This is a genomic window from Roseomonas sp. SRI_022 (genome assembly GCF_057586215.1).
This window is the reverse complement of sequence record NZ_JBYCZL010000009.1, coordinates 24,125-38,921: the sequence shown is the minus strand read 5'-3', so window position 1 is coordinate 38,921 and position 14,797 is coordinate 24,125. Positions and strand designations below refer to the sequence as shown.

14 protein-coding genes are annotated in these 14,797 nt (G+C 67.3%); 6 read left to right on the top strand and 8 right to left on the bottom strand.

What is annotated here, in order from left to right; translation table 11 throughout:
* The first annotated feature begins 2 nt into the window (after nt 1-2).
* Genes AC2YHJ_RS10875 through AC2YHJ_RS10865 form a run of 3 tightly spaced genes read left to right on the top strand, consistent with a single transcriptional unit; the run spans nt 3 to nt 3,429 of the window.
* A complete protein-coding gene (locus AC2YHJ_RS10875) occupies nt 3-1,580 on the top strand; it encodes an ABC transporter substrate-binding protein (RefSeq protein WP_487395954.1) in 1,578 nt (525 codons plus the stop codon).
* The gene (locus AC2YHJ_RS10870; RefSeq protein WP_487395953.1) at nt 1,577-1,915 is read left to right on the top strand and encodes a hypothetical protein; all 339 of its coding nucleotides are present in this window, start codon (nt 1,577-1,579) and stop codon (nt 1,913-1,915) included. Before AC2YHJ_RS10875 ends, AC2YHJ_RS10870 begins: the two co-directional genes overlap by 4 nt.
* Before the next feature lie 23 nt (nt 1,916-1,938).
* Nucleotides 1,939-3,429 (top strand): amidase, encoded by a 1,491-nt coding sequence (locus AC2YHJ_RS10865; protein ID WP_487395952.1) that lies wholly within the window; start codon nt 1,939-1,941, stop codon nt 3,427-3,429.
* A 647-nt stretch (nt 3,430-4,076) separates the two neighbouring features.
* Here the strand turns inward: AC2YHJ_RS10865 and AC2YHJ_RS10860 are convergent.
* The 4 genes from AC2YHJ_RS10860 to AC2YHJ_RS10845 all read right to left on the bottom strand — a co-directional run bounded on the left by AC2YHJ_RS10860 (nt 4,077) and on the right by AC2YHJ_RS10845 (nt 7,431).
* A complete protein-coding gene (locus tag AC2YHJ_RS10860) occupies nt 4,077-5,132 on the bottom strand; it encodes a TauD/TfdA family dioxygenase (RefSeq protein ID WP_487395951.1) in 1,056 nt (351 codons plus the stop codon).
* A 72-nt stretch (nt 5,133-5,204) separates the two neighbouring features.
* The gene (locus AC2YHJ_RS10855) at nt 5,205-6,191 is read right to left on the bottom strand and encodes a Bug family tripartite tricarboxylate transporter substrate binding protein (RefSeq protein WP_487395950.1); all 987 of its coding nucleotides are present in this window, start codon (nt 6,189-6,191) and stop codon (nt 5,205-5,207) included.
* Between the two features lie 68 nt (nt 6,192-6,259).
* A complete protein-coding gene (locus AC2YHJ_RS10850) occupies nt 6,260-7,285 on the bottom strand; it encodes a TauD/TfdA family dioxygenase (RefSeq protein ID WP_487395948.1) in 1,026 nt (341 codons plus the stop codon).
* 17 nt (nt 7,286-7,302) lie between these two features.
* Entirely contained in the window at nt 7,303-7,431 is a 129-nt protein-coding gene (locus tag AC2YHJ_RS10845; protein WP_487395947.1) for a hypothetical protein, read from the bottom strand.
* A gap of 86 nt (nt 7,432-7,517) precedes the next feature.
* Here AC2YHJ_RS10845 and AC2YHJ_RS10840 point away from each other — a divergent pair, with 86 nt between their 5' ends.
* Nucleotides 7,518-8,474 (top strand): LysR family transcriptional regulator, encoded by a 957-nt coding sequence (locus tag AC2YHJ_RS10840; RefSeq protein ID WP_487395946.1) that lies wholly within the window; start codon nt 7,518-7,520, stop codon nt 8,472-8,474.
* Nucleotides 8,475-8,913: 439 nt separating this feature from the next.
* On the opposite strand, the gene AC2YHJ_RS10835 is transcribed toward AC2YHJ_RS10840, so the two are convergent.
* The 4 genes from AC2YHJ_RS10835 to AC2YHJ_RS10820 all read right to left on the bottom strand — a co-directional run bounded on the left by AC2YHJ_RS10835 (nt 8,914) and on the right by AC2YHJ_RS10820 (nt 12,105).
* Nucleotides 8,914-9,249, bottom strand: a complete 336-nt coding sequence (locus tag AC2YHJ_RS10835) for a Lin0512 family protein (RefSeq protein ID WP_487395945.1) — start codon at nt 9,247-9,249, stop codon at nt 8,914-8,916.
* Between the two features lie 18 nt (nt 9,250-9,267).
* On the bottom strand, nt 9,268-9,606 hold the full coding sequence (locus tag AC2YHJ_RS10830) for a Lin0512 family protein (protein ID WP_487395944.1): 339 nt from the start codon (nt 9,604-9,606) through the stop codon (nt 9,268-9,270).
* Between the two features lie 425 nt (nt 9,607-10,031).
* The gene (locus tag AC2YHJ_RS10825) at nt 10,032-10,997 is read right to left on the bottom strand and encodes a formylglycine-generating enzyme family protein (RefSeq protein WP_487395942.1); all 966 of its coding nucleotides are present in this window, start codon (nt 10,995-10,997) and stop codon (nt 10,032-10,034) included.
* Between the two features lie 196 nt (nt 10,998-11,193).
* The gene (locus AC2YHJ_RS10820) at nt 11,194-12,105 is read right to left on the bottom strand and encodes a LysR substrate-binding domain-containing protein (protein ID WP_487395941.1); all 912 of its coding nucleotides are present in this window, start codon (nt 12,103-12,105) and stop codon (nt 11,194-11,196) included.
* Nucleotides 12,106-12,215: 110 nt separating this feature from the next.
* Between AC2YHJ_RS10820 and AC2YHJ_RS10815 the strand changes: the two genes are divergently transcribed.
* Together AC2YHJ_RS10815 and AC2YHJ_RS10810 are read left to right on the top strand one after the other, a co-directional pair.
* Nucleotides 12,216-13,718, top strand: a complete 1,503-nt coding sequence (locus AC2YHJ_RS10815) for a sulfatase-like hydrolase/transferase (RefSeq protein ID WP_487395940.1) — start codon at nt 12,216-12,218, stop codon at nt 13,716-13,718.
* A gap of 69 nt (nt 13,719-13,787) precedes the next feature.
* Nucleotides 13,788-14,747, top strand: coding sequence for a Bug family tripartite tricarboxylate transporter substrate binding protein (locus AC2YHJ_RS10810; protein ID WP_487395939.1), 960 nt, complete (start codon nt 13,788-13,790; stop codon nt 14,745-14,747).
* Nucleotides 14,748-14,797 lie beyond the last annotated feature (50 nt).

Below are 14,797 nucleotides of genomic sequence, written 5' to 3'. Positions count from 1 at the left end.
TCATGCGGTACCCCGAGACGTCGCGCCGCGCCATGCTGGGCACGGCGATGCTCGCCACCGCGAGGCCGGCGCGAGCGCAAGCGGCAGGCCGGCTGGTCATCGGCACCAAGCTCGATCCGAGTTCGATGGACCCGCATTACTTCAACGGCACCGAGAACCTGAACGCGCAGGCCCACATCTTCGAATCCCTGATCAGCGTGGATTCCGAGGGCAATCTCCAGCCCATGCTGGCGACATCATGGACCGCGATCGCACCCACCTTGTGGGAGATCCGCCTGCGTCGCGGCGTGCGCTTCCATGATGGCCGCCCCTTCACGGCCGAGGATGTCATCCTCACCTTCGCGCGGATCCCGAAGGTGGAAAACAGCCCTGGGCCCTTCACCACCTACGTGTCCAACATCCGCCGGGCGGAAGCACGCGATCCCTACACGCTGCATCTGGAGACGACGACGCCGGACCCCTTCTTCCCGCGTGCGCTCTCGCGCGTCTTCATCATTCCCGCCTCGCTCGGCGAACAGGTGAAGACGATGGATTTCAACAGCGGCCGCGCGGCGATCGGCACCGGGCCCTATCGCCTGGTGCAGTATCGTCCATCGGAGGCTGTCGTCATGGCGCGGAACCAGGACTGGTGGGGCGGCCGGGCCGACTGGGAAGAGGTCGTACTCCGGCCCATCCGATCGGATGGCACCCGCGCCGCGGCTCTGCTGGCGGGCGATGTGGACATGATCGACTTCCCCACCGCAGCCGACCTGGAGCGCATGCGTCGTCGCCCGGAGCTGGAAGTGCTGCAACGCCCTGGCGCACGCGTGATGTACATCCAGATGGATCACGCGCGGGACATCTCGCCCTTCGCCCAGGGGGCGGACGGGAAGAACCCATTGCGGGATGTGCGCGTGCGCCGTGCGCTCTCGATCGGCGTGGATCGCCGTGCGCTGACGGAACGACTGCTGGACGGCTCCGGCACGCCGGCGGGACAGATGCCGGTCATGGGCCAGGCGGGAAGCTCCAGCCGGCTGCATCCGCCCGCCTTTGATCCGGCCGCGGCGCGGGCGCTGCTGGCGGAGGCAGGCGTGGCACAGGGCTTCCGCCTGACCATCCATGGCACGTCCGACCGCTATCCCAGCGGCGACCGCGTGGTGCAGACCCTGGCGCAATACTACTCGCGGCTTGGCATCGAGGCTTCGGTCCAGCTCGTGCCCAACAACGTCTTCTACCCGGCGGCGAGCCGCGGTGAGTATTCCTTCTTCTTCCTAGGCTACGCCAGCGAGGATCCGTCGATCTATCTGCGCACCGTGTTGCACAGCAATGATGCGCAGCGCCGGCTCGGCAGTTCGAACCGTGGCAACTATTCCAATTCGCGCGTCGATGCGCTGATCCGCGCGAGCCTCGCGGAGTTGGACGATGCGAAGCGTAACGCCATGATGGCCGAAGCCTTCGACATCGCGGAGGGTGAGGATGTCGCGGTGATCCCGCTCTACTACCCGACCTATGACTACATCATGCGCCGCAGCCGGGTGAGCTATCGCCCGCATACGCTGGGCCGCACCTGGGCGATGCTGGCGCGGCCGGCCGGCGCGTGAGCGCGATGCCGGACGATGTCGGCGCCGCGTCGCACGCAGCGCATGCGCGCGCCATGGCGGTTCTCCGCGGCGGCGTGCCTCGAGCGACGATCGAGGCCGGCCTTTCGGCCGAATGGGGCCCGCCGGCCGAACCCGGAGCCATCCTGCGCCAGCCGGGCACCTCCCGCATCGTTGTGGAGCAGACATTGATGCTGCGGCACGATGACGCGGAAGGCGCGGCGCGGCTGCTGGCACAGCATGCGGACGGGACGGCCGCGCTTTCCACCCCAATGGGCGAGGCGGAGATCGCCCGCATCGCCGACGCCTTCGACGCGCTTGTCGCGCGCGGGGCGTGACATATCGAACAGGAGGCCATGCCGTGCAGCCCTGCGACCTGTCCGCTAAGGAGGCGCGCGAGCGAATTGCCGCGAAACAGCTCTCCCAGGTGGAACTGCTCGATTCCTGTATCGCGCGGATCGAGGCGATCGACCATGCCGTCAACGCGATCCCAGCGCGCGATTTTGACCGCGCGAGGAAGACGGCCCGCGCGGCGGAAGGCGCCGTGATGCGCGGCCAAGCGCTCGGTCCGCTGCACGGCCTCCCGGTGGCGATCAAGGATCTGGTGGAAACCGAAGGCCTCGTCACGAGCTACGGCAGCACGCTGTACCGCGACCATGTGCCGAAGGCGGATGAGGGCGTGGTGGCGCGCCTGAAGTCAGCCGGCGCGATTGTCATCGGCAAGTCGAACGTGCCGGAGTTCGGCGCCGGCGCGAATACGCGTAATCGCGTCTACGGCGCGACGGGCAATCCATTCGATCCGCGCTATTCCTGCGCCGGCTCCTCGGGCGGCGCGGCGGTCGCGCTGGCGACGGGCATGGTGCCCATCGCCCAGGGCGGCGACACCGGCGGCTCGCTGCGCAATCCCGCCGCCTGGTGCGGCGTGGTCGCGCTGCGGCCCTCGCCCGGCCTTGTGCCGAGCGAGAAGCGCGAGGCCGGATGGAACATCCTCAATGTGCAAGGACCGATGGCGCGGAGCGTCACGGATACCGCGCTCATGCTGGCGGGCATGGCCGGCGAGGACAGTCGCGATCCGCTCAGCCCGGTGCGCTGGGGCGAGGCGCTTCTCGACCCACCGCGCTTCGCTGCGCTGGAGGCGGCGCCGCTTGAGACATTGCGCGTGGCCTTCACGCCGGATCTGGGCTTTGCGCCGACGAGCCGGGCGATGCGCGAGATCTTCGCGAATCGCGTCACGGCGCTGGCGCCCGCCTTCAAGGTCGCGGAGATGGCGCATCCGGACATGAGCGGCGCGGACGAGGCCTTCGCTGTGCTGCGCGCTGCCGGCTATGCGACGCGACGTGCCGACATGCTGCACGATCACCCGGACCAGGTGGGCCCGAACATCGCCGCCAACGTTGCCGAGAGCCAGTCCTATAGCCTGACCGACCTGGCACGGGCGCAGGCCGCCCAGACGCGCATCTACCGCGCCGCTCAATCCTTCTTCACGCGCTTCGACCTGCTGATACTGCCGGCCATGACCATCGGACCGACGCCCTGGCGAGAGCTGTTCCCGACCGCCATCGACGGGGTGCCGACGCGGAGCTATTTTCACTGGCTTGCCCTGGCCTACGGGATCACGCTGATCGGGCATCCGGCCTTGTGCATCCCTTGTGGTCGCGATGCTGCGGGATTCCCTTTCGGTATTCAGGTGGTTGGCCCGCGTGGCGGCGATGCGCTTGTGCTGCGCGCGGGACTGGCTCTGGAGCGGCTGTTCACTGCCGATGAAACGTTGGCTAGTCCGGTTCCCGACCTCGGAGCCCTGCTCCACGCGCCAGCGATCGCCGACGCGGAGGGCTTTCGTGCGTTCGATTAATGGCTGTGGCCTGTGAGGGAGGGCCGCGGAAACTGCGTAGCCGCCAGAGAGTTTTAGTGCCCAGTTCCTACCGCTGCAGCGGTAGGAACTGGGGACGCGACTCTCTCTGAGGCGAACGGCCCGCTCGCCAGCGCCAACGGAACATGCGGTGCAGCGGCCGTCGTATTGATTGCGGACAACGTGGGCAGGTTCCGCCGTCCTTTTCGGTCAAAGCCTCACCGACCGCGTCCAAAGGTTCAATCTCATCTTGCTCGGCCTCGTCGTCACCTCCGGCCCGTCCCTCATACAAGACCGCGGCAACGGTGACGCCTCGGTGACATCCTCACAAATCTCGACGGCCGCGGCCGGGATGACCGCAGCCGTCTGGTAGAGCCTGGGCAGGGCGCGGCCGAGCCGATCGTCACACCCGCTCCGCCGCAATTCCCGAGGATCAGAGGCTGCCCCAATCCTCGGCTCGGCGTGCCGGCGAGGATCCTTGCCAGGACGCCAGGAGAGCCGCCCGCCGCATACGGCACGATCAGGCGGATCGGTCGGGTCGGCCATTGCGATTGTGCTTCCGTTGCTTCCGCACCCAGCAGAACGGACCAAGCGGCGGAAGCAAGGAACGGCAGGACACCTTCACCGGGATGCCTTCTATGCTCGTGAAATCACTCAGCCACGAGCGGTGCGTTGAGCCGCACCCCCGGAACACGGATTCCGGCCGGCCGGCTGTTCGCCGTCGATCCCTGCCAGGCGTGCGTATAGACCTCCGGCAGATCCGGCCCGTCTTCGCAGGCAAGCCACAGCCGGAGCAGATGGCGCCTCTTCTCCGGTTCGGGGAAATCCTCAAACGCCGTCCGGGAGTGGAGGACCCAGTGGTTGTTCAGAAGCTGGATGTCACCGGGGCGAAACTCCATATCCAGGTGGATCTCGGAGCTGTCCGCCAGGCTGTCGAGCAGGTCGCAAGCCTCCTCCGTCGCCGCGGACAGACGCGGCACCTGCGGGAAGCGCTGGGCCTTGCGCATCGCACTGCGAACATAGGTCGTGACCAGATTGCCATCGGGCATCGGATTGAATACGGGCACCGCATACCATTCCTCAGCCCCCTCGGGCACTTCGCCGCGGCGGTCGCGGTAGGCAGGCTTCATCAGCTCGGCCGCGAGGTCCGGGCGGCGCTTGACCATCTCGTTGTAGATCGCCGCGGAGCTCGCGATGCTTGAAAGACCGCCGGCCTTCGCGCCCTTCAGGCAGAGCAGTCCGACAATGTCGGACGAATCCGTGTGATAGGGAAGCCGCGCTGCGGTCTGATAGCCGCGATGCGTCGGCTTGCTGTAGTCCATGCCGATGTCTTTGACGTGACCGAGGATGTGCCCCTTCGCGTTCTGCGAGACCGGTTCGCCGATCTTCGCCCCGAGCCCGAAATACGCGATGGCGGATTGCCTGACGGTCAGGCGATCGACCGGAATTCCGCGTATCAGGATGAAGCCGGTTTCGCGCAGAACCGCCTTCCCGGCCTCGTCGATCAGCAATTTCAGGCCCGGCACCTTCAGGTTATCGGGCCCGATATCGGCGATATCGACGCCGATAGCATCGAGCTCCTTCACCGCGGCCTCGAGTTCCTCGACCTCGGCGGGTGTCAGGACCCTGATCCAGTCGGATCGCTTCGCCATCTCCGGGCCGTACCAGGCATTCGCTCCGGTGGCCGGGCGCAGGGCGGTGTCCATGGTGCCTTGTGACATTGGCTTTCCTCTCCTGAGCCTTGTGATCGCGTGCCGTTGAGACGCAGCCGCAGGTGATCAGCGCTGGGCGGTGCTGCCCGGGGATCCTGAATGGAGTTCGCGCACCAGGTTGCGGAAATCCTCGGTCAGGTCCTTGAGCCTGACCGCGAGTTCCTCCGGCGTCGAACTGATCGGCTCGATGCCCAGCGCAGCAAGCCCGGCGGCGATCGTCGGATCGGCCGTGAACTCCCTTGTGTGCCGGGCCAGGCGGGCCACGATCGGGCCGGGCGTTCCCACCGGCGCATAGATCCCGTACCAGGCTTCGGAAACCGCCGTGGACTGGCCGCTTTCCAGCATGGTCCCGACCCCGGGAAGCACCGGGGAACGTCGTGTGCTCGTCACGGCGATGGCCTTGAGCTGGCCTTCCCGAACGGCAGGGAGGAGGACCGGGATCAGCGCGTAAACCATGTTGACCTGGCCCGCGATCGCATCGGTCATCGCCGGCGCCCCTCCGCGATAGCCGATATGCTCGAGCTCCATGCCGCTGCGCCGGTTCAGCAGCGCGATCTGAAAATCGAGCTGGGCGGAACTGATCGTGTGCTTCCCCGGTTCACTACGGGCCAGGGCAATGAGCTCCGCGGCGTTCCGGGGAGCGAAGCGGGGATTGGCCGCGATCAGGAACGGCGTGTTGGTGATCAGGCTGATCGGCTGCAGGGCGGTCAGCGGGTCGAAGCTCGGGACCGCCGGGCCGTAGGTAGGATTGCTGGCCAACAGGGTCGAACCCAGCAGCAGCGTGTAGCCGTCGGGGGCCGATCGAACGACGGCTTCGCTTCCGATGTTGGTCGCCGCGCCCGGCCGGTTCTCGACAATGACAGGCTGGCCCAGCCGGGTCCGCAGGAACTCCGTGTACTGCCTCGCCACCGTGTCGGTCGTCCCGCCCGGGGCATAGGGCACGATCAGCCTGACGGGGCGATCGGGCCAGCTCTCCGAAGCCGACGCGCGCCTTGGGGCGACCAAAGGCGCAACGCCCGTCGCCAGCATGGAGAAGAGAAACTGCCGCCGCATGATGACCCTCCAAGATCGCAGAAGGCCGAGCGCATCCCCGCAGGGGCTGCGCTCGGCCAGGTTCGCTCCTACTGGGCGGCGGCCAGGTTGCCCTCCATGCGCCGCCGGTAGGCCGGACCGAATTCACGGGTCGCACGGAAGACCGGCGGCAATGGGCGGCCATTCGGCAGGGTCATCCAGATCCGCAGGAGATGCCGTCTCAGCGCGGGATCGTCGTGGTCCTGGTACTTCGTACGCGAATGCAGCACGGCGTAGTTGTTGCCGATCTGCACGTCGCCCGGCTGCATCTCGAACGAATGCTGAAAATCGGGATCGTTGGTGATCTCATCCACCAGATCGAGAGCTTCGATCTGCTCCGTGGTAAGCCGGGGCACCTCCTCGAACCGCTGGGCGGTTTCGATGTAGCGGCGCTTGTAGAGTGCACTCAGATGTCCGGCGTGATGGATGAAGACCGGGACGACCTGGCAGCGCTGGTCTGACTGCGCGCGAGCGTCGAAGTGGAAAGGTTCCTGCAGAACCGCAGCCAGATCCGGCCGGCGCGCCAGGATCTCATTGAACAGCGCCGCCACGCTGGCGAGCTTGCTGGTCCCGCCCGTGCGCGCGGTGCGCAGGCAGAGCAGGAAGAAGGCGTCGCCGCCGTCATTGTGGAAGTTCAGTTCGTCATTGGTCTGGAAGCCGCGGGTCGAGGCGCTGGTCTCCACGCGCTGCCCCGTATCCGTGATGTCGTGGAGCAGTCGTCCTTCCCGGTCCTGAGGCTCCGGAGATCCGACATGGGACGCCAATCCCCAGGCGAGGACCTTGTTCTGCTCCGCAGTGTAGCGATCGACGGGAACACCCCGGATGACCTGGAAGCCGCGACCCCCTTCGATCTCGTCGCGCAGTTGCGTCAATCGCTCGCCCAGGGCTTCGAGGGGGAAATCCTGCTGCTTCATCTCGAACAGTGGAACGCGCCTGGACGCGGCATGTGCCATCGCCTTGTCGATCATGGCGATGTCCTTCTCCGTCAGGTGATAGATCCAATCCTGCCGGTCACGGATCTCACTGCCGCGCCACTCGCTCGGGATGTGGATCGCCTCTTTCAGGGCCGCAGACATGGACGTTCTCCTCGATCCTAGGTTCGGAAGTCGTATTGCGCCGCGAGTTGACGCCAGCGCGCCTTCTGCTCGGCGATGTAGGCGGCGAACTCGGCGCCCCCCAGGAAGGCAGGCCTGATTGCCTGTTTATCAAAGGTGCGCGCCACATCGGGATCCGCCAGCGGAGACGAGCGTGGGTATCCCGCAGGTCCGTGTCCATTTGCTTATTCTTAGAGACTGATAAGCTCAGCTTATGCAGGACAACATCACCCTCAGGCAGCTGCGCGCCTTCCTCGCGGTGATCACCGAGCAGAGCTTCACCCGCGCCGCAGCCCGGCTGCACGTCACCCAACCTGCGGTGACCGCTGCCATCAAGGCGCTCGAGCACGATATCGGCTTGCGCCTGATCGATCGCTCGACACGCCTCGTCGTTCCGACCGTCCACGGCGAGCTCTTCGCTGCCGCCGCGGCGCAGGTTCTCTCGACGATGCAGGATGCCGTCGATGATCTGCGCGCCCATGCTGCGCGTGAACGTGGGCTGGTGTCGGTGGCGACCTCCGCTTCCTTCGTCGAGTACGTCCTTGCCCCGGCGCTGGCCGATCTGGCGGCACGGTATCCCCAGATCTCGGTTCGGCTTTTCCAGGACCCGACCAACGGTGCGACGCGCCGCGTCACGACCGGTGAGGTGGATTTCGCGGTCACGACCCTGCCGCGGCCCGATCCCCTGTTGGAAGCGGTGCCCCTCGTTGCCGACCGCTTCGGATTTGTCTGCCCCGCGGACCATCGCCTGGCCCGTGCCTCAAAGCCCCTGCCATGGTCCGAGCTCGACGGCGAGGCGACGATCGGGCTCAGCGCCCAGAACGGCATCCGGCTGGTGATGGACTATGCCAAGGCCGAGGGAGCCGGCCTGCAACGCGCACGCCATGAGGTCTCGAGCGTGTCCGCGCTGCCCAGCCTCATCGAGGCGGGCCTGGGCATTGCCATCCTCCCGGCCCTCGCGGCCCGTCCGATGATCAGGGACAAGGTCCTCGCCTTCCGTCCCCTGCAACCCGCGGTCTGGCGCAACATCTATTTGGCCAGGAGACCCGGAAGGAAGCTCACGCCGGCCGCCGCCGCGCTGGCTAGTTCCATCGTGAGGCAGTTGCGCGCCCTCAGGGGACCAAACGTGCGACCTTCTGCAGAGGCCGAGGTCCTGGCGAGTCCGGATTGAGAACCGCGCGGCGGCGCTACATTCGGCTGCCCGGCGCCTCCAACCTGTCCATACCGGATGTCGAGATGTCAGCCGAGATCAAGCAGGCGAGCGGCTCCTGTCGATCGCGGTGCTTGCGGCGTCGTCGGCCGCGGCGTCTGGATCAGCTTTCCGGGAAGGGCTGCGATCGGCAATCGTCTCAGAAGCGGGCACCTGTTCGGAACCAGCGGCTGCCTGACTACCGAACCTTCGCGTTGTCTCGGTCGTAGCGCCTCCGCGTGCAGGCAGCGCCCTCAGATCTGCCAAGCACCCAAGCGCCGCGACCGACGCCGCACGGACGGTATGGATCACGCCGGCGCCAAGCCTCAGGGTCACGCAACGCCTCCGAGAAGCCCGGCCCGGTGTCGTCGCCAATCCGCGCCGTGTTCCGATATGACCGAGCCAGGTCAGGCGGAACCGGTCAAGGCAGGTCGAACCGAACCGCAATGGCCGCGGAAGCTATCACGGCAAGGTCGTGGTTCTCCTCCTGCGGCACGTCCAGGCCTCCCTTGACGGCCTTGGCGGTGACGATGCCGTAGGGCAGGGATTTGCGGACCGCTTCGATATCGACCTGTTCGGGCCGCTGCACACCGATGATGACCTCCACCTGCATGGTCGTGATGTCGAGGCCCAGCGTGCGGATGAATGCCAGAGAGGAATGGTGCAGGGCATCCTGCACCGCGCGCAGGGCCGCCTTCGTGTAGTCGCCCCCATGCAGGTCGTTGCCGGTGCCCATTTCCAGGATGATGCGCTTCATGGCCATGGTCCGGGCGTCCTAGATATCGAGCCGCACGATGGCGCAGCAATTGGCGATGACGGTCACGCCGGTGCCTTCGTCGTTGGGGATTTCGAGGCCCCCTTGCACGACGGTCACGACGCCCGTGCCATGAGGCAGGATGGCGAGCACCTCGGCTTTGTCGATCTGATCTGGCTTGGGAACCCCAATCAGGACTTCAACCTGCATCGCATCTACGGGCTGATTCACGACGGCGCCGATCGAGAGCGAGTTGTGCCATAGCGCATCGCGGAGTGCGCGAACCGCTGCCTTGGTGTAGTCCGCGCCACGAATATCGGTGCCCATCCCGATCTCGAGCGCCATGCGCTTCAACGCCATGTCCGCATATCCCCCAAGGCCTACAGATCCGCCCCGTACGGGCGATCCACTGGGGAGGCTACCGGATGGCGACATTTCCGACCATGGCGGCCGGACACTGCTCGGTGACGGGGTCGGCCGCTTCCACCCGCGCGGGTGTCGACCTGCTGGCGCTCAGAATGCAACAAGATGATCGCGGCCTTCGCTTGGCCTGGCGGTGCTTCGGAGCGAACGGTTACGCGCGCGGAGAGTACCGCGTGACCCCCGCTGAGGCCCGATCCGAAGCGAGATGCGGCGCGTCAGCCGCGCCTTTGACGCCTCTACCGCTGTTACCGACAGGCTCCACGCCTTCCGGTTCAGCCCCGGCTCGCATCGGGCGCCACGAAATTTCCGTCCGGGCACGCTCGTGGGGGCCGGTCAGACGCATCCCGCGAGGTCGCTGCCAATCAGCCGGCCGGCGCCCTGCCGGGCCGGTCGTCGTAGGCGACGCGGAAGCCCGTATGTCCGGCGGAGGTATCGGGCGAGCGGCCGGAACGCGCCGCGATCCTGTAGCGGTAGCAGTAGCTGCGGTGGCAGAGGTAGGAGCCGCCCTTCATCACCCGCTCCCGCTCCGACTGAGCCTCGGCGTTCCGGGCCTTCCCCGCGCGGGAGAGCGACCGCACCCGGAACCTGTCGGCGCACCATTCCCATACATTGCCGCAAGCATTGTACAGGCCGAAGCCGTTCGGCGCGAAGCTATCCACCGGTGCGGTGCCCACGAAGCCGTCCAGTCCCGTGTTCCGCGTTGGGAAGTGGCCCTGCCAGATATTGCAGGGCGTGGTGTCGGCATCGTTCGGCTCTGTTCCGCCCCAGGGGAAGCGCGCCGCGTCGTCGCCCCCCTTCGCGGCATATTCCCACTCCGTCTCGGTCGGCAGCCGCCCGCCAGCCCAGGCCGCGAAGGCCGCGGCGTCGTTCCAGGAGATATGGACCACCGGATGGTCCGGCCGGTCATCGGTCGACGAGCCCGGTCCCTCCGGATGCGCCCAGTCCGCGCCATCCACCTTGCGCCACCAGGTCGCGCCCTCCGGCGCCTCGTGCTGGGCTTCCCTCGGCAGGAAGCCTTGGAAGACGAAGGACCAGCCGAAGCGTTCGGCATCCGTCCGGTATCCCGTTGCCTCGACGAAGGTTGCGAAGCGCGCGGTGCACACGGCGTGCGCGTCGATGCGGAAGGGGGCAACTACGACGCGGCGCGCTGGTCCTTCCCCATCCATGCCGAGCTCGGGCCGGTCCGTGCCAACCGTCGCTGGCCCGCCCGGGATGGAAAGGATGACCGCCTTGTCCCAACCACCGGGGATCGTCGGCGGGACGGGGGTGGCTTCGGGCCCCCGCCCGTGCCCTGGAACGCAGCAGGACGTTTTCTGGGGCTGGCTCATCCAAAGTCTCCGCTTTCGAAACGCAGGCGGTGGGCAAACACGTCGGTCGGCCGGCGGCCCAACGAGCCGAGCGGAGCGGCGCCGGGACGGGGACATGTCCCAACATGCGCCCATCCGCACGCGGCGAACGAGAGGCATGGCTCGCTTCGTGGGATCAGAGGCCGAACGAGGGCCCCACGGCAGACCGACTTCGCTGTCACCGGGCGGCGCCGAGCACTTCGAGCTCGCCTTTGAGGAGATCGAGGAACGCCTCCGCGGCATCCGTGATCCTCATCTCGGGGCTCAGAAGGACGCCGTAGGTCAGCCGCACCTCCGGGTCCCACGGCCTGACGACAAGCCCCTGGCCCGGGAAGGCCGTCGGGCTGAACGGGTCGCAGATGGCGATGCCAAGCCCCTCCGAGGCCAGCCGGCAGCAGGTGAGCGTCGAGGAGGATTGCAGCGTGGCTGCGAGCGGGAAGCCCAGCCTTTCGAGCGCCGCGTCGATCCGCGTCCGCATCGGCTGGTGGCTCGGCAGGATAAGGCGCTCCCCCGCCACGAGGCGCGGGCAGAGGCGATCCTGCGCGGCCAGGGGATGAGTCTGCGCGAGGACCGCGACCGCCGGGATCTCAATGAGAGGGATCGTCCGCAGCGTCGGATTCGTGGCAGGCAGCAGGGCCAGGGCGATATCGATCTGGCGGTGGGCCAGCCAGTCCTCGATGTCGAGCCGGTGGCGCGGCTCGAGCGCGACCTCGACGCCGGGAAACTGCTCCAGGAAGCGTCGCATCGTGCGCATCACGACCTGGCTGTTGATCAGCGGCGGGGTGGCCGCCAGTCGCAGTCGCCGGCGCCCGTGCCGGGCGATGTCCTGCGCGACGCCGTCGATCTCGTTCAGGGCGGAAATCGTGCCCTCCACCGCCTTGAAGAAGGCAATGCCCTCCCGCGTCGGTGCCAGCAGGCGGCCGCTCCGCCGGTCGAACAGTCGAACCTTCAACTGCTGCTCAAGGGAGAGGATCTGCTTGCTGATGGTGGATTGCGTGAGGTTCAGCCGCTCGGCCGCTGCCGTCACACTGCCCCCGGCCATGACAGCCTGGTACGCCCGCAGGTGGTGCAGGCCGATCCTGTTCGGCATGAGTGTCCCGAGCCCATTCCATTGCGGAATGACCCCCGGCGAATACTTCACTTCAGGCGTCGCTGGCAAGTGACTAGGGTCCTGCGCAACCAGACCCTGGAGACGCCCGCATGAGTGACCGTCGGCCCAACGTCCTCCTGATCTGCGCCGATCATTGGGCAGCGGAGCATCTCGGCTTCGCGGGAAACCCGGCAATCATCACGGGCGGGCTGAACGAGATCGCGTCCTGCGGCGTGCGATACACCAACGCCTATTCCGAGTGCCCCGTCTGCATCCCCGCGCGCCGCACGTTGATGACAGGGATGAGCCCGCGCAGCCATGGCGACCGGGTCTTCGACGACACTCTCACCTTCCCTGCCGTGACAACCCTCGCGCAGGCGTTCCGCAACGCCGGCTACCAGGCGGATGCCGTCGGCAAGCTCCACGTGACGCCCCAGCGGGACCGCATCGGGTTCGATTCCGTCCTGCTGGACGACGAGGGCCGGACCATGTGGGGCACGCTCGACGACTACGACATCTACTTGGGCGACCAGGGGCTGGCGGGGCGGCAGTTCGACCACGGCATGTCGAACAACCAATACCATTGGCGCCCCTGGCACCTGGCGGAGGAGCACCACGCCACCGCCTGGGCGAGCCGCAGCGTGGCGCGCCTGATCAAGCGCCGGGATCCGACCCGGCCGGCCTTCTGGTACCTCGGGTTCCGCCACCCGCACCCGCCGCTGGTACCGCCCCAGGCCTATCTGGACATGTACCGCGACGTGGAGATCGAGCCTCCCTACGTCGGCGAGTGGGCGAAGCGGCCTGATGCGCTGCCCTACGCCGTCTCGGCGCTGCTGAGCCGCACGCGGCTCTACACGAAGGAGCAGATGATGGCGGCGAAGCGCGCCTTCTACGCGCTCTGCACGCAGATCGACCACCAGATCCGCTACCTCATCGGCACGCTGAGAATGGAGGGCATCCTCGACGACACCATCATCCTCTTCACCTCGGATCATGGCGACATGCTTGGCAACCACGACATGGCGGCCAAGCGCGTCTTCTACGAGAGCTCCGCCAATATCCCGATGATCCTGATGCCCAACAAGGGCAACCCGAAGGTACAGGACGGGCTCGTGGACGACCGGCTGGTTGCCTTCGCCGACGTGATGCCGACGCTGCTGGATCTATGCGGCATCCCCATCCCCGGCACGGTGGACGGCATGTCGATGGTGGGTGCGGAGAAGCGGCCACGCCTCTACGGCGAGTGCGGCGAGGACGACCATGCCACTCGCATGATCCGGGACGAGCGCTTCAAGCTGATCTACTACCCGACCGGAAATCACTTCCAGCTCTTCGACCTCATCGCCGATCCGCGGGAGATGACCGACCTCGCGCCCACGCCTGAATTCGCGGGGGAACTGGAGCGCCTCAAGCAAGCGTTGCTGGCCGAGCTCTACGGCTCCGATCTCGCCTGGCTGGCGGATGGGCGGTTTGCCGGCCGGCCGGACCGCCCCTATCGCTGGGCGCCCCACCGCAGCCTCAACAGCCAGCGCGGCGACGGGTGGCCGCCTTCCCCCAAGGTGGAGATCGCCCAGGTCGAGTGGACGCAGGAGCGCAAGGCTGACAGCGCCTGAGAGAGGGCGGTGCAGAACGGCGGCACGCGCCCGACAAGGAAGCCAGAAAATAGGTAGGAGGAAATGATCATGAAGCGGCGAGGATTCATGGCTGCTGCCGCGGCTGCCGCAGCGTGTCCGGCCTGGGCGCAGTCGTGGCCGGACCGGCCCATACGACTTGTCGTCCCCTTCGCGCCGGGCGGTTCCGTGGACGTGCTGTCGCGCGTGCTGGCCGAATCCCTGTCGCCGCGGCTCGGCCAGCCGATTGTGGTCGAAAACCGCGCCGGCGCAGGTGGCAACATCGGCGCGGAGGCGGTCGCGCGTTCGGCGCCGGACGGCAACACGCTCCTCGTCGCGTCGATCGGCACTCTCGCGATCAACCGCCATCTCTATACGCGCCTGCCCTTCGACCCGGATCGCGACTTCACCCCGATCTCGCATCTCTGGGACATCGGCAACGTGCTGGTCGTCTCCGGCAACGCGCCGTGGAGGAGCGTAGCGGATCTGGTGCAGGCGGGCCGCACGAAGCAGCTGACCTACGGCACCCCTGGGAACGGTACCTCCGACCACATGGCCTCCGCCCTCTTCGCCGCACGCGCGGGGATCGAGGCCGTGCATGTGCCCTATCGCGGCGGCGGCCCGGCAGTCATGACGGACCTCATCACCGGTCGCATCGACTACACGATCGGCAACGTTCCCGCGCAGATCTCCGGCATCCGCGGCGGAAACCTGCGGGCCCTCGCCGTGGCGCATCCCAGGCGCTGGCCAATCCTGCCGGAGGTACCGACCATGGAGGAAGCGGGCATGACGGACGTGGTGCTGCCTTCCTGGTCCGCCCTTGTCGCGCCGAAAGCTCTGCCGGACGCAATCCGTGACCGGCTTGCCCGCGAGGTGCGGTCGGTCATGGACGAGGACGCCTTCCGCCGGCGCGTGCTGGAGGTGGGCGGCGAGGCGGTCGGCAGCGGCCCGGCCGAGCTCGTGGCGCTCGTCGCGCGGGAGGAGGCGCGATTCGGCGCGCTCATCCGCCAGCTTGGCCTGCAACTGGGCTGATCGGGGGCGGGGGAGCCGACGATCCTGCGCCTTGGCCCGATCGCCGATGA

Excerpts from the sequence above, each read along its gene's own strand:
- AC2YHJ_RS10875 (WP_487395954.1), top strand. The coding sequence starts at position 3 with ATGCGGTACCCCGAGACGTCGCGCCGCGCCATGCTGGGCACGGCGATG.
- AC2YHJ_RS10860 (WP_487395951.1), bottom strand. The coding sequence starts at position 5,132 with ATGGACACCGCCCTGCGCCCGGCCACCGGAGCGAATGCCTGGTACGGC.
- AC2YHJ_RS10855 (WP_487395950.1), bottom strand. The coding sequence starts at position 6,191 with ATGCGGCGGCAGTTTCTCTTCTCCATGCTGGCGACGGGCGTTGCGCCT.
- AC2YHJ_RS10850 (WP_487395948.1), bottom strand. The coding sequence starts at position 7,285 with ATGTCTGCGGCCCTGAAAGAGGCGATCCACATCCCGAGCGAGTGGCGC.
- AC2YHJ_RS10840 (WP_487395946.1), top strand. The coding sequence starts at position 7,518 with ATGCAGGACAACATCACCCTCAGGCAGCTGCGCGCCTTCCTCGCGGTG.
- AC2YHJ_RS10835 (WP_487395945.1), bottom strand. The coding sequence starts at position 9,249 with ATGAAGCGCATCATCCTGGAAATGGGCACCGGCAACGACCTGCATGGG.
- AC2YHJ_RS10830 (WP_487395944.1), bottom strand. The coding sequence starts at position 9,606 with ATGGCGTTGAAGCGCATGGCGCTCGAGATCGGGATGGGCACCGATATT.
- AC2YHJ_RS10825 (WP_487395942.1), bottom strand. The coding sequence starts at position 10,997 with ATGAGCCAGCCCCAGAAAACGTCCTGCTGCGTTCCAGGGCACGGGCGG.
- AC2YHJ_RS10820 (WP_487395941.1), bottom strand. The coding sequence starts at position 12,105 with ATGCCGAACAGGATCGGCCTGCACCACCTGCGGGCGTACCAGGCTGTC.
- AC2YHJ_RS10815 (WP_487395940.1), top strand. The coding sequence starts at position 12,216 with ATGAGTGACCGTCGGCCCAACGTCCTCCTGATCTGCGCCGATCATTGG.
- AC2YHJ_RS10810 (WP_487395939.1), top strand. The coding sequence starts at position 13,788 with ATGAAGCGGCGAGGATTCATGGCTGCTGCCGCGGCTGCCGCAGCGTGT.